Raw genomic sequence first — 13,253 nt, 5'->3', positions numbered from 1 at the left:
ACATGGCTTTGTAATTTAGCTTTATGATTTGATTTACTCCTCTGATTTTATCAGCTTCCTGTCTTCATCCGGATACACTCTGCTTATTGCTCTTCGCAACCTCCGCAGGGGACTTACTTGATTCTGTTAAACACATATTTATCCAGTCTCTCAAACGCCTCTTTTACTCTGCTAAGCGGCAGTGCCAGATTCATTCTGATTGAGCATGGGTGCAAAAACATTCTTCCATCCTGCCATGCAACACCGACATCCCATCCTGCTTTCTGCACTTCATCAATACTCTTTCCATGTTCTTCGCACCATTTCGTACAATCCAGAAACAGCATGTAAGTTCCCTGTGGGCGGCTGACCTCCACTCCCTCAAAGTGTTCCTTAATATAATTGCAGGCAAAGTCTACGTTTCCGGTCAGCACCTGACGCAGTTCATCTACCCACTCATATCCTTCCGGCTTATATGCTCCGATCAGCGCGTGCATAGACAGAACATTCATCTCATTATAATGTGGTTTACTGCTCTTTGCCACAACTCTGTCTCGCAGATATTTATTATAAATAATATGATAGCTTCCTACCAGTCCTGCCAGATTAAAAGTCTTACTTGGCGCATACACCGCAATTGTTCTGTTTCGTGCATCCTCACTTACAGACTGAGTCGGAACATGTTTATAGCCCTCCAGAATCAAGTCAGACCAGATTTCATCAGAAATTACAACGCAGTCATTTGCTTTATAAACCTCCATTGCTTTCTCAATTTCACACTTCTCCCATACTCGTCCACATGGATTATGAGGGCTACAAAAAACTGCCACATGAATGTTATTTGCTTTAATTTTCGCATCCATATCCTCAAAATCCATACGCCAGATTCCGTTCTCATCTTTCTTTAACGGACTGTGAACCATTTTAAATCCATTATTTCCAATACTTCCGGTAAAGCCTATATATGTCGGACTGTGAAGCAATACCGCATCTCCCGGCGCTGCAAAAGCAGTCAGTGCGGAAACCACACATCCGAGCACACCATTTTCATAACCAATATGGTCTTTCTCCAGTCCTGTCACACCATTTCGCTTCGTCTGCCAGTCAATAATAGACTGGAAATATTCCTCTCTCGGTGAAAAATATCCATATGCCGGATGTTTTGCACGCTCAATGATTGCCTCCGGAATTGTCGGTACCGTTGGAAAATTCATATCCGCCACCCACATTGGAATGATGTCAAATCCCTCTTTTGGCTTCGCGGGACTCATTGCGCTTGTTCCTAATCCATCTACTGCAATCGCATCCATATTGTGTCTGTCTATGATTGATGTAAAATCGTATTTCATATTAACATTTTCCTCCACTTCGTATTTACTCTGGATAATTTTCCCTCCACCGCAGGGCAATTCTGCCCGGAGAATTTTATTATACCATTCCCTTCATCTCAATTCCACAAAACCATTGTAACAGCTACTTGTTTTTTATTAATTTTGCACAATTTTATTTATTTTTTCGCTGTACAATGGTACAATATGAAAAGATTAAAAATGAATGGGAGGTATTTTTATGAATCAGGAAAACATGACAAAAATTTATGCCCGCAGTGACAGTCGTATTCAGCTCAAAGTAATTCCAGGACATTTTGTAACATCCCAGTCCCATATCACGCACTATCTTGACCTTACAACCATGAAGTCAAGAACTGCAGAAGCACAAAATATCGCACATGAACTGGCTTCCAATTATGAAGTTTCTACCCCGATTGACACCATCATCTGTATGGATGGATTGGAAGTAATTGGCGCGTATCTTTCAGAAGAACTGACGAAAGCCGGCATCTTCTCTCTGAATGCTCACCAGACAATTTATGTAATCACACCTGAATTAGGAAATTCCGGACAGGTTATTTTCCGCGATAATTATCAGCCAATGATCAAAGGTAAAAATATCCTGATTCTGAATGGTTCTATTACTACCGGTTCCACTTTATCAAAATCAATTGAAAGCATCCTGTATTATGGCGGTATCATAAGAGGCGTTGCTGCCATTTTCAGCAGAGTTGACAGTGTCGCTTCTCTCCCTGTACACTCCATTTTCAATGCCAAGGATGTACCAGATTATCATTCCTATCCTTCCAACAACTGCCCAATGTGCCAGAAGAAGCAAAAAATTGACGCTATTGTCAGCAGTTACGGATATTCTGCATTGTAAGGTTTTCTTACAATATTCTAAGTACTTTAGGATTTAGACAGACACACAAGCTAAAGAGGCTATACACTTATCAAAAAGGCTACAGTTTTAACGAATATAACTTCGTAAATCTGCAGCCTTTTTTCAATATCATATATTACTATATTTAATCAACTTATCGTTTTAAGAAATATTCCTATTCCTGACCAACGTCTTCTTATTCCTGTATTTTTTCTACATAACATCCGCCAAGTACAACAGCAAGTGTAGTTCCACCACTGATGTTATCAAAACTTGTAGTTCCCAGAGGTATTCCGTAAATCTTTACAGTATCATCATCCAGCACATTCGGTAATTCTCCAAAATAATATACCATATAATTCTCGCCCTCATCATCATATGCCTGTAATATTGTAAGTGTCTCATCTCCTGCATCTTGTTCACTTATCTGCAATACTCCGGCATAATCAATTACCATAACCTGATCTCCATACTTATCCGGGCTTTTTGAAATGTTTTTGTAACCGATCTCACTGTTTATATACGGAGTCAATGTATCTACTCCTGAAGCAGGGAACAAATCTTCATGCTCATTGATAAAATCAATTGATTTCTGACTCATATTGTAACCCCTGTCACCTTCAGATTCCTGTCCAAGCAGCTGATACAATCTCACCTTTGATGATTCCGTATCACTTTCCACACTCGCTGCATCTGAGGTATTCTGTGTCACATTCGTACTCGTTACACTTCCGGAGCCACTGTCATCACTCTCTCCTGCAACAATTCCAATTGCTGCCATAATTACCAACGCAATAATAACTTTCGATAAGACTTTCTTCTTTTTCTTCTTCGGCTTCTCTAATGGTTCTCCGCAATTCGGACAAAACTTTCCGTCAAATTCGGTTCCGCACTTTTTACATTTCATAGCTTTTTCCTGCCTTCCCTTACGTCTCTCATAACAGTTCTATTCTTACTGTCAACAGACTTTCTGAATCGTTCTTTCAGCTCTTTTGTATTTACAGCAAGCCCAATGCTTTTCCAGCGAGTGCTACAATAATAGCTCCCGCCATAATACACCAGAACCACTCCGTAAAAACACTCTGAAAACCAAAATGAATCACAGTAACACAGCTGGCATAAATCTTATGAACGATCACGCCCATTACCAATATCAAAATACATAAAACTATCGACATTTTTTTCCTCCCAACGTTTCTTTTTCATATAATTATACCCCTGCCTGTTCTATGTTTTATTCACTGCCAGTGTATGTTTTCCCCATATTTCTACATTTACTTTGCGCTCCTGCCAACTTGGTACTATACTGATTATTATTCGCAGACGATATTTTTACGAAGCACTTTGCGAAACACACTAATATCACAACTAAACGGGGAACTTATCCCGTTTTTACACTATAAATCCGAGGTGAATAACAATCATGACAGAAAAATCAGGAAATGAAAAATTAAGCACTGACATCCTTTTTCAGGAAATAGAAAAAAGAGGAACTGTAAACCGGGAAAACATTCATTTTGTTGAACAGGAGGAAATCCTGTTGGAACTCTACAACCGTATTGCTGCGATTCCTGCCAGCATCAATAAATTTGCAGGCATGTGCAACATCTACCCTTCCCATCTTCATGATTTCTTAAAGGGAAATAAGAATCTCAGCCGCGACAAACTTATCATTGTCTGTATTATGCTGAAATTAAGCCTTCAGGAATCCAGAAATATTCTTAAACGCCTGATCCAGGCAGATTTTTATCCGAAAAACGAGCGGGACTTCGAAATCATGTGTGGAATACGCCAGAGAAAAAGTCTTTACGACATCAATGAGATTCTACTCGCCAAAGACTTAACTCCCCTTAATTAACATGCCATTTTCTTTGCAAAATTCCAGAGCATGCCATATACTATACTTAAAAGTCAGACGGACGAAAAACATCTGCCTGGCGATTTGATCAAACACTTTGGAGGATAACTTTTCTTATCATGGCACTCTCACAAACTATGCAAAAAACATTGCAGGAATATATTGATCTTGATTTTCTGGATGAACTTTCTGCACCAAAGCAGAAGAAAGATGGAAATTTTTACAGCATCTACACTGCCGAACTTCAACCTGAATACGCGTCACTTGCAGCCGACAGAACATCCATAATCCTTAAGGAAATTTCTCCGGAGCAGGCAGCAATATATGAAAAATTAAGTACCGTATGGAATCCATATACAGAAGCAGTTTTCGGAGTCGTATCCGCCGACAATCAATTTATCTCCATTAATGAATTTATCCGCAAACCTGTATGCCTAAAATATTCCTCAAGGAGGCTTGCCGAAAAGAGAAGTCTGTCCCTGGAAGATTACATAAATGAATATGGCTGTTTATCTGAAACAGAAGCTCTTATTTTCCTTATTCAGCTCTGCATTGGACTGGAAAGTATTGCTTCTCTTTCTTTTGTGCATGGCGATGTTGCACCTCAGAATATTCTGCTCACCGACCGCCTCTCTATGCTTACCGATCCATACAGACATATCTGCGGACTTCATCAGAAAATCTGCTGCAAGATGATAGATTTCGACATCACAAGCCGTTTTAAAAATGAAAATCATATGGTCACAGTAATTGCCGGAACCAACCCTTACGCAGCACCGGAGATCCTGGATTTCAAAAATCCAACCGACAGAGTAGACATTTATTCCCTTGGATGTGTCCTCGCATTTATGATCGCGGGAAAATCCCCAAAACAGATTTCTCCCGAAGCTCTCCGCAGAAAATGCAGCAAAAAAATCCGCAGGATTATTTTTAAATGTACTGCCGATTACTCTAAGAGATACAAAAAACTCTCTGCCTTGAGGCGTGATCTGGAAAAACTACTTGCATCAACCGCACCACCGAAGAATTTACCCCTCAGCCATATCCCGGGACTTCGTACTGCAACGCCACTGAAGGCTACAATTATTTCGGCTCTTTGCGGGTTTTTAATATTACTTCTTGCTTCATTATTCCATTAATTTTTCCAGTATTATCTTTAACACTGAACAATTATATTACCTTTAATTATTATCCTGACAATGAGGAAATCATATGAACGAAAAACTACTGAAAATCGCGCATAAGCAGCAGAATCTCGAATATCTGAAAAAACAAAATATTACCTCGCCGCATCAACTTCAGGAATTACGAAACCAGATTCCCGGTGAATATACCTCGCAGATTCTGGAACAGTGCAGTCGCATGAATCACCATACCTACACATACAGGTTTTCATTTATATTGTCCAATATACTTGCCTGTATCATACTTTTGATCACCGTAGTTCTTCTGCTTAGCTCATTGCATTCCACACCCGAGCCTAACTTTGAAACACCTTGCACTCAGGCTCAGGAAGCTATTGACAACGGAGATTTGCAAAAAGCACGAGACATCCTGGAAAGCACCAATACACCATCGGATACTTTTGCAGGTGCTCTGACCTATTCTTCCCTTTATGAGGCGGAGGGAAATTACGATGAGGCCGCCGATGTGATAATCACATTTATTACTGATGTCATGGGAACGCAAAGTATTCTGGACGCTTCTCCTCTTTATACACGTATGGTTGAAATAGGAAATATGGAGCTTTCTTCTGCTGAAAAGGATAAATACGAAACCTGCATGAATGCCTGCCAGCAATCTGCTGCAAAGTTTTCTTCTATTTCTGCTTTAATAAAAGAAGAGAATTACGAAGACGCTCTGAAACTATGCGATGAACAGAAGGCTAACGGAAGTTCCGAGTACGTACTCTTCCAGTTTTACTGCCTCTGTTATACCCGTCTGGAAGACTATGAAACTTTCGCACTTAAGCTAATAGACCTTGCAGAAAAAATAAAAGAAGTGGGAGACTTTACCTATCAGTATCCGGATCACTACGATATCCAATATTATCTAAAAGAGGTATATCCTCATGTCTCTTCTGAAACACAGAAAAAAATAGATAGCCTTGAATTATAGCACACTTGATAGATTCCTCCGGTACAACATATTTAAGATTCAATCGGATATTCGCAATCCGCTTTCGCTACGTGGCTCTACACCGAATAACTGCTCCGCAGTTTATCAGGAGGGGCTTGTCCCCCTCCTGTTTTCTATAATTTTTTAATACTTACTATTAGGATGATTTACTCTTAAAAAAGGATTCAACTAATTATCTTCTGATATTTATTTAAGATCTATATATGTTGGTTCATCAGCACCACCAATAATTTTATCAGCAATATCCAAATCTTCATCTATTTGGATTCGAAACTTCTCCCCAACTGGTTCCCATCCATAATTATTTTCTTTTGAATATATCTCGTCAGAATCAGTTTTTTCCTGTACATAATATTCATCATCCAATTGTTCTGCTGATTGTAAATCCCACCGGATTTTTCTCTGATACAATTGTAAATCGAGATATTGACAGTTTTTGTCTGGCAGCGACATCTGGAAGTTATCCGCATCAACTACATCGCCTTCTTCATAATCACCAAAAACACTGGTTTCGAACCTCAATTCATTTTCCGGTCCAAATCCTGCACCTTCAAAACTCACTGGATTGCCAAAACTGTCTGTGCCTTTCAGTTTCAATTCATATTCATTAAGCCATTTATCATCCGGAGTCACCCCAAGTGCCGTAATCCTGGAATGTAAATCGTTCATCGCAAGTTCCTTTAAAATCAGATTACATCCGTCTCCACCTGAAATTTCCATATTCATTTTCTTTCGTATCGTCTGCTCTTTTAATTGCTCTGCTGTAATAGTAAAGTCATAAACAAACTCCGTAATATTCTCAGAACGATTTTTCTCAGAAATTGGCGCGCTACTTCCCACATCCAAAACAAGATGTATCTCTGTTTCTCCAGCTGGCAGTTCCACACCATCATACTCCTGCATCAGAACCATTTCTGTATCCATCTCATATTTTGTATAAGAGTCCAAATCCATTAGCCCTGTCGTGCTGCTAAAACTCTGATATCGCTTACCATTAATCAATGTTTTTTCATCATCAATCCATAAATATAGAGAGTCTTCCTTTTTTTCTTCATAGTCCGGTTTTACTGATACGATCAAACTATAATTATCCAAAATTACCTCGTTGATTGTTAATGATATCCCATTCTTTGTCTGTACCTGATTTATCACTTCTGTATAGGCAGACAAATCTTTGGAAAATCCCATCAGCTCTCCTATTTTTGTAGTAAATTCTTTAACTGCCGCCTGAACATGCGAATTACCAGCCACTGTGATAAAAGCCAAAAGGATTGCCGCTGCCTGACCAATTTTTCGCCTGTACAGCCTGAAAACATCGCCTCTCTTTATTGTCCATGGTTTTCCTGCTTCTGCTATCAGTTCTTCGTCAATCTTTCCAAACTCTTGTGAAAAGTCTAAGTATTTTTTCATATCAACACCTCACGTTTCAAAATACGATATAGTTTTTTTCGATTACGGCATAAATTTGTTTTGATACACCCTTGGGATACGCCATGTCTTTTCGCAATATCCTTTATGGAATCCAGATACCAATAACGCCTGATAAAAATATCCCTGTCTGAATCTGACAGTTTTCTCAGAAAATTTTCTATGATTTTTATCAGTTCTTTTTCCGCGATTTTTTCATCCACTACATAAGAAAAGCTTAATTCATCCATTTCACCACAAACATCAACAACATGCCCATCCATGCGCTTCGCAGCCTGCTTTTTACGAAAACAATCAATTGCAAATCCTCGTGCAATTTTTCCAACATATGCAGATAATACAGATGGCCTCCTGGGTGGTATATATTCCCATGCAGCAAGCCATGTATCATTTAAACATTCTTCCACATCCTCATGATTATTCAAAAGATTCCATACAATTTTATAACAATAACCCGAATACTTATTGCTTAACTCCTGAATTGCCGTTTCATCTCTGTTAAAAAACAACTCGATAATTTTTATATCCTCCACCGCATTTCTCCTTTTATTGTTTCAATAAGATATGATTATTCCTGCAGGATATCATCTTCTTATCATATAAGTCGAAAAAATTATACATAGGTTACAAAATTTTTCAATAAAAAAGGAAAAAGGCCCACACAAAACACTCATATACTTCAAGCCATAAAAAAAAGACACCTCATACCGAGATGTCTCATTTAGCAGGGCTACAAGGATTCGAACCTTGAACTGACGGAGTCAGAGTCCGTTGCCTTACCGTTTGGCGATAGCCCTTTATTTTGTTTTCGCTACTTCGTTCGCGACAATTGGTATTATATAATAGTCTTCCAGAAAATGCAACCCCTTTTTTGAATTTTTTTTAATTTTTTTTATTTTTCTTCAAAAACGTGAAAATAGCGCCTTTTTCAGGGACTTTTTTATGTACTCAGCGTGAAATTATGATATAATCAATAACAACTCATTACTGTTTATATCCATTTCTTTCACATTTAACTGATAAAATAGCAGCTTATAAACAGTAATTCATTTTTTCCGCTGTCAAAAGAAACAGCAGGAAATACTTTTAACAGGAAATTTTAATAATAATTTTCTCCAGATAATGAGATATTATTAACCAAAAAGGAGATTTATCATGAGAGCTAATAATCTTACTCTGCTCACAGACCTCTATGAGTTAACTATGATGCAGGGCTATTTTAAGAACCCGACGAACCAGACTGTTATTTTTGATATGTTCTACCGTACCAATCCGTGCGGCGGTGCCTTTGCGATCACAGCAGGTCTGGAACAGATGATTGAATATATTGAGAATCTTCACTTCACAACCGAAGATATTGAATATCTGAGAGGTCTGGATATTTTTGAAGAGGACTTCCTTGAATACTTAAGCAACTTCCAGTTCACCGGTGATATCTATGCAATCCCGGAAGGAACTGTTGTATTCCCAAGAGAGCCGCTTGTAAAAGTTGTTGCACCTATCATGGAAGCCCAGCTTGTAGAAACAGCAATCCTCAACATCATTAACCACCAGAGCCTTATCGCTACCAAAGCAGCTCGTGTATGCTACGCAGCAAAAGGTGACGCGATCATGGAATTCGGTCTTCGCCGCGCCCAGGGACCTGATGCCGGTATTTTCGGTGCCCGCGCTGCAGTGATTGGCGGATGTGCCGGTACTTCCTGTGTACTCACCGGTAAAATGTTCGATGTGCCGGTACTTGGAACTCATGCACACAGCTGGATCATGAGCTTCCCGGATGAGTATACCGCATTCAAAACCTATGCAAAACTTTATCCGAATGCCTGCACTTTACTGGTTGATACCTACGATGTTCTGAAATCCGGTGTTCCGAATGCCATCCGCGTATTCGAAGAAATGCGCGAAGAAGGTATCCCGCTTACACAATACGGCATCCGTATCGACAGTGGTGACCTTGCTTATCTTTCCAAGGAAGCATACAAGATGCTTGCTGCTGCCGGATTTGATGATGCGATCATTTCCGCTTCCAGTGACCTGGACGAATACCTCATCGACAGCCTGAAAGCTCAGGATGCCAAAATTAATTCCTGGGGTGTTGGTACAAGACTGATCACCTCCAACGATAATCCTGCTTTCGGCGGTGTCTACAAACTCGCTGCTGTTAAAGATGCTGACAGCACAGAATTTACGCCTAAGATCAAGCTTTCTGAGAATACAGAGAAAGTTACCAATCCTGGAAATAAGACTGTATATCGTCTCTACAGCAAGACAACAGGCAAGATCAAAGCTGACCTTATCTGCCTTGCTGATGAGAAATTAAATGAAGAAGAAAACATGGTTCTCTTTGATCCAATCGACACATGGAAAAAGACCAAAGTCCTCGGTGGAACATATGAAATCCGCGAGCTTCTCGTTCCGGTTATCAAAGCTGGAAAACGTGTTTACGAATCTCCATCCGTTATGGAACTTCGTGACTACTGCCAGAAAGAGCAGGGCACTCTCTGGGATGAATCCAGACGTTTCGTAAATCCACAGAAAGTTTATGTAGACCTTTCCCAGAAACTATGGGATCTGAAAAAAGATCTTCTTGAAGAAATGAGTGAAAAGTCTCTTGACTGATCACTATAACTATTAGCTATTTATAATCGAAATTGAAAATATAATAGCACTTCCCTGCTTCATGTCAGGTAGATATTTTTAATTAAAACAGAATTCTTACTTGATTCGTTTAATTTAATCCACATAAAAGTCCCCCTTCCCTCATAAACATAAAAGGGAAAGGGGGCTTTTCTTATGAATCTGTATACCCGTCTGATCAACAAAGACCATCCTCTGCCACCAGACTATGTTCCTGAAAATCTGACCGACATCGGAATTCCATTTGACGCACCCTGCGGTGATCCGAAACGTCTGCTGGAAATCCGCACCGCACATGCAGCCCTTATGCTGATACAGGCAGCACAAAGAGAATCTCTGATTCTTACCGGAATCTCCGGATATCGCTCCTACAAGCGCCAGCAACAGCTATGTATCGGACACTCAAATCCTGCCAGCTCCACTCCATACCAACAGATATCTCCTGCTCCTGTTAATCCTTATGTTGCATTACCCGGCACCAGTGAGCATCAGAGCGGACTTGCACTGGATGTTTCCTGTCCTGCTGTTAATCATGAATTAATTACAGAATTTGCCGAAACTCCTGAAGGTAAATGGCTTGTCAGAAATGCATCTCTATACGGTTTTATTATTCGCTACCCTGCAAATAAAGAATCCGTCACCGGCATTTCCTGGGAGCCATGGCATATCCGATATGTAACCCGTCCACTTGCCAGTTGTCTTGCACTGACAGGACTCACTCTTGAAGAATACTACACTACCTTCGGGGCACCTCTACAAAATCCTGAAACAACAGTCCCATAATTTGTACTTTTCTATTTTTTCAATGCTACTACCTATAATATTTATCTGTTTAGCTTCATCAGATATTTCTATAATAAGATTGTAACAGCTTCGTACTCTCACAGATTACGAATTAAAATGCATCACAATATCACAGATTTCGCTTTTCGTACCAACACGCATGTTTGGTCCGAAAAGCCCCACACCGGATGTCACAATATTGTGCATGTTATCCTTTTTCAGATACCCGCACGCATTCTCCCATAAGAATTTAATCGTGATATTTCCCGGAAATAACTGTCCATCATGAGTATGACCACACAAATCCGCATCCACACCGGCATCAGCCAGTTCCTGAAGTTCTCTCGGCTCATGGTCAATCACCAGCACTGGCAATGATAAATCCATATTATCAGTAATTTCCTGCGCAGTCTTTCGCTCCTCAATTCCCCGGCCTGGTCTTTCATAATCCGGTCGTCCATACAGATAAAACGCATTATCAATTAATACATACTCATCTCTAAGCAACGTAAATCCGGCTTTCTCCAGAAACTCATCCATCTCCACACTACTCTGCTTCTTTGCCCTGCCACCAAAAGTAAATCCGGCAAGAATCTTTTCCTGAATGTCATGATTTCCATAACAGGCATACACACCATACTTTGAATGGATTCCCCTCAAAATTTCTGCCAGCCTGTCCGGATTATCCAATGCCTCATATTCATTGTCAAAAATATCTCCTGCAACTACAACCAGATCCGGATTCTGAGCATTAATTTTCTCTGCCATCTGCTCCATCTGACGACATCCAATGTTATATCCCAGATGAAGATCCGCAATCAGTACCACATTTAGCGACTTTAATTTCCCCGCTTTCTTGCCAACGGAAATCTCGTACTTCGTGGTCTGTATATTTCCGGCATTGATTACTCCATAAATGCTTATTACTGAAATAATCACCGCACATACCGTACCAATGACCGCAGTTCCCACATTACTGAAAAGAATCTCTCTTCCCGGAAAATTGATATTCTTCAGTGGATATTTAATGATCAATCTCACGCCATCAGCGATTCCCAGCGTCATAATTGCATACACCAGAACGCCAAGCCAATAATTACTCAGAAGTTTCATAAATCTCCGAAAGCCAGAATCCGGCGCCATAAATGCAATCAGAATACTGAACACAACAAAAAGATAAACAAGACCGATTCCCCTGCACACCCACACATTCTGAAAAACAGCATGCAATACCTGAATCCAATGTATACTTCTAAACAGAATATAAGCACACACCAACAAATACAGCGGTGCTAAATAAATTGCTATCATGTATAGCTCCTCCTTTTCATCGTTTTTTATTATACAAAAAAGAATCCTCAGTTGCCACTATTGGTTTCTGAAGATTCTCTTAATTTATTATAAATTATTATTGCTCCATCTGCCTTCCAAGAAAACCGGTTGCCGTCTTTATCAGCATCTTCTCCGACTCTCCCATCACATCTCTCTCATTCTTTCCAAGCAGAAGCACTGAACCCACTGCATCTCCTGCACTGATAATTGGCTGCATAATCTGTGAATATAATGGTTCTCTCTGTTCCTGTGTAACCGGAATTCGGCTTCTGTCATTCCCATTTGCAAACACCGAGCCTCTCTCAGAAATCGTTTCCTCAAGAGCCTTACTGATTGGCTTTCCCACATATTCTCTACTTCCCTGCCCTGCTGCCGCAACTACCTGGTCATGGTCAGTAATACACACCACCATCCCACTGGACTGAGCCAAGGCCTCTGCATATTCTTTTGCAAAAATATTTAACTCTCCGATCGGTGAATATTTTTTCAGAATAATTTCTCCCTCCCGATCCGTAAAAATCTCCAAAGGTGTTCCTTCTTTTATCCGCAAAGTTCTTCTGATTTCCTTAGGAATTACAACTCTGCCAAGATCATCAATCCGCCGAACGATTCCTGTAGCTTTCATGCACTTTTCTTCCTCCTGTTTTTCCTGTTCTGAAGGCTATAATATTAGTCTTCAGATTTTTTACACTCCCTGCAACACTTCGTCTAAATATGTCTTAAACATTATATTTTTACGCTTCTGTCTGCAAGAATTTTTACATCATGTGCTGTATGGTTATTATGTGGAAAAACAGGCAGAATATACATTTCCATATTTACCAAAAATCGTTATTTTTCTTTTATTATTTTCCAGTAAGCAGTTCTACTAATTCCTCTCTTG

At 39.8% G+C, this 13,253-nt stretch carries 13 protein-coding genes and 1 tRNA gene; 6 read left to right on the top strand and 8 right to left on the bottom strand.

The features are described 5' to 3' along the window. Window positions 1–113: 113 nt before the first annotated feature. A complete protein-coding gene (locus WKT11_RS11340) occupies window positions 114–1,328 on the bottom strand; it encodes a MalY/PatB family protein (RefSeq protein ID WP_118609968.1) in 1,215 nt (404 codons plus the stop codon). Window positions 1,329–1,548: 220 nt separating this feature from the next. Here WKT11_RS11340 and WKT11_RS11335 point away from each other — a divergent pair, with 220 nt between their 5' ends. After that, the gene (locus WKT11_RS11335) at window positions 1,549–2,193 is read left to right on the top strand and encodes an orotate phosphoribosyltransferase (protein WP_117676858.1); all 645 of its coding nucleotides are present in this window, start codon (window positions 1,549–1,551) and stop codon (window positions 2,191–2,193) included. Window positions 2,194–2,389: 196 nt separating this feature from the next. Here the strand turns inward: WKT11_RS11335 and WKT11_RS11330 are convergent, their stop codons facing one another. Together WKT11_RS11330 and WKT11_RS11325 are read right to left on the bottom strand one after the other, a co-directional pair. Continuing rightward, complete coding sequence (locus tag WKT11_RS11330) at window positions 2,390–3,100, bottom strand: zinc ribbon domain-containing protein (RefSeq protein WP_117676857.1); 711 nt, start codon at window positions 3,098–3,100, stop codon at window positions 2,390–2,392. A 91-nt stretch (window positions 3,101–3,191) separates the two neighbouring features. Further along, a complete protein-coding gene (locus WKT11_RS11325) occupies window positions 3,192–3,371 on the bottom strand; it encodes a hypothetical protein (RefSeq protein WP_117676856.1) in 180 nt (59 codons plus the stop codon). Window positions 3,372–3,616: 245 nt separating this feature from the next. On the opposite strand from WKT11_RS11325, the gene WKT11_RS11320 reads away from it, so the two are divergent. The 3 genes from WKT11_RS11320 (at window position 3,617) to WKT11_RS11310 (ending at window position 6,169) form a co-directional block, all read left to right on the top strand. Beyond that, complete coding sequence (locus tag WKT11_RS11320; RefSeq protein WP_117676855.1) at window positions 3,617–4,051, top strand: hypothetical protein; 435 nt, start codon at window positions 3,617–3,619, stop codon at window positions 4,049–4,051. A 137-nt stretch (window positions 4,052–4,188) separates the two neighbouring features. Further along, complete coding sequence (locus WKT11_RS11315) at window positions 4,189–5,190, top strand: protein kinase domain-containing protein (protein WP_340284369.1); 1,002 nt, start codon at window positions 4,189–4,191, stop codon at window positions 5,188–5,190. 73 nt (window positions 5,191–5,263) lie between these two features. Then, window positions 5,264–6,169, top strand: coding sequence for a hypothetical protein (locus tag WKT11_RS11310; RefSeq protein WP_118516654.1), 906 nt, complete (start codon window positions 5,264–5,266; stop codon window positions 6,167–6,169). A gap of 207 nt (window positions 6,170–6,376) precedes the next feature. Here WKT11_RS11310 and WKT11_RS11305 read toward each other — a convergent pair whose 3' ends face one another. The 3 genes from WKT11_RS11305 to WKT11_RS11295 all read right to left on the bottom strand — a co-directional run bounded on the left by WKT11_RS11305 (window position 6,377) and on the right by WKT11_RS11295 (window position 8,415). Continuing rightward, a complete protein-coding gene (locus WKT11_RS11305; protein ID WP_118516655.1) occupies window positions 6,377–7,600 on the bottom strand; it encodes a DUF4179 domain-containing protein in 1,224 nt (407 codons plus the stop codon). Next, entirely contained in the window at window positions 7,597–8,151 is a 555-nt protein-coding gene (locus WKT11_RS11300) for an RNA polymerase sigma factor (RefSeq protein WP_118516656.1), read from the bottom strand. Before WKT11_RS11300 ends, WKT11_RS11305 begins: the two co-directional genes overlap by 4 nt. Before the next feature lie 192 nt (window positions 8,152–8,343). After that, window positions 8,344–8,415, bottom strand: a tRNA-Gln gene (locus WKT11_RS11295). 358 nt (window positions 8,416–8,773) lie between these two features. Between WKT11_RS11295 and WKT11_RS11290 the strand changes: the two genes are divergently transcribed. Continuing rightward, window positions 8,774–10,237 (top strand): nicotinate phosphoribosyltransferase, encoded by a 1,464-nt coding sequence (locus tag WKT11_RS11290; protein ID WP_118516657.1) that lies wholly within the window; start codon window positions 8,774–8,776, stop codon window positions 10,235–10,237. A gap of 174 nt (window positions 10,238–10,411) precedes the next feature. Further along, window positions 10,412–11,038, top strand: coding sequence for a M15 family metallopeptidase (locus WKT11_RS11285; protein ID WP_340284364.1), 627 nt, complete (start codon window positions 10,412–10,414; stop codon window positions 11,036–11,038). A gap of 105 nt (window positions 11,039–11,143) precedes the next feature. Here the strand turns inward: WKT11_RS11285 and WKT11_RS11280 are convergent, their stop codons facing one another. Further along, window positions 11,144–12,349, bottom strand: a complete 1,206-nt coding sequence (locus tag WKT11_RS11280) for a metallophosphoesterase (protein WP_117676849.1) — start codon at window positions 12,347–12,349, stop codon at window positions 11,144–11,146. 97 nt (window positions 12,350–12,446) lie between these two features. Next, window positions 12,447–12,995 carry a stage V sporulation protein T gene (gene spoVT, locus WKT11_RS11275; protein ID WP_117676848.1) on the bottom strand — a complete coding sequence of 183 codons (549 nt, stop codon included), beginning with the start codon at window positions 12,993–12,995 and terminating at the stop codon, window positions 12,447–12,449. Window positions 12,996–13,253: the final 258 nt, after the last annotated feature.

This window comes from Blautia sp. HCN-1074, assembly GCF_037890165.1.
In the GTDB taxonomy this organism is placed as follows: Bacteria; Bacillota; Clostridia; order Lachnospirales; family Lachnospiraceae; genus Blautia_A.
This window is presented reverse-complemented; position numbering and strand designations above follow the sequence as displayed.

What these genes read in the sequence shown, in the direction of transcription:
- WKT11_RS11340 (WP_118609968.1), bottom strand. Translation starts at nt 1,328, where the DNA reads ATGAAATACGATTTTACATCAATCATAGACAGACACAATATGGATGCG.
- WKT11_RS11315 (WP_340284369.1), top strand. Translation starts at nt 4,189, where the DNA reads ATGCAAAAAACATTGCAGGAATATATTGATCTTGATTTTCTGGATGAA.
- WKT11_RS11285 (WP_340284364.1), top strand. Translation starts at nt 10,412, where the DNA reads ATGAATCTGTATACCCGTCTGATCAACAAAGACCATCCTCTGCCACCA.
- WKT11_RS11320 (WP_117676855.1), top strand. Translation starts at nt 3,617, where the DNA reads ATGACAGAAAAATCAGGAAATGAAAAATTAAGCACTGACATCCTTTTT.
- WKT11_RS11310 (WP_118516654.1), top strand. Translation starts at nt 5,264, where the DNA reads ATGAACGAAAAACTACTGAAAATCGCGCATAAGCAGCAGAATCTCGAA.
- spoVT (WP_117676848.1), bottom strand. Translation starts at nt 12,995, where the DNA reads ATGAAAGCTACAGGAATCGTTCGGCGGATTGATGATCTTGGCAGAGTT.
- WKT11_RS11305 (WP_118516655.1), bottom strand. Translation starts at nt 7,600, where the DNA reads ATGAAAAAATACTTAGACTTTTCACAAGAGTTTGGAAAGATTGACGAA.
- WKT11_RS11280 (WP_117676849.1), bottom strand. Translation starts at nt 12,349, where the DNA reads ATGATAGCAATTTATTTAGCACCGCTGTATTTGTTGGTGTGTGCTTAT.
- WKT11_RS11290 (WP_118516657.1), top strand. Translation starts at nt 8,774, where the DNA reads ATGAGAGCTAATAATCTTACTCTGCTCACAGACCTCTATGAGTTAACT.
- WKT11_RS11335 (WP_117676858.1), top strand. Translation starts at nt 1,549, where the DNA reads ATGAATCAGGAAAACATGACAAAAATTTATGCCCGCAGTGACAGTCGT.
- WKT11_RS11330 (WP_117676857.1), bottom strand. Translation starts at nt 3,100, where the DNA reads ATGAAATGTAAAAAGTGCGGAACCGAATTTGACGGAAAGTTTTGTCCG.
- WKT11_RS11325 (WP_117676856.1), bottom strand. Translation starts at nt 3,371, where the DNA reads ATGTCGATAGTTTTATGTATTTTGATATTGGTAATGGGCGTGATCGTT.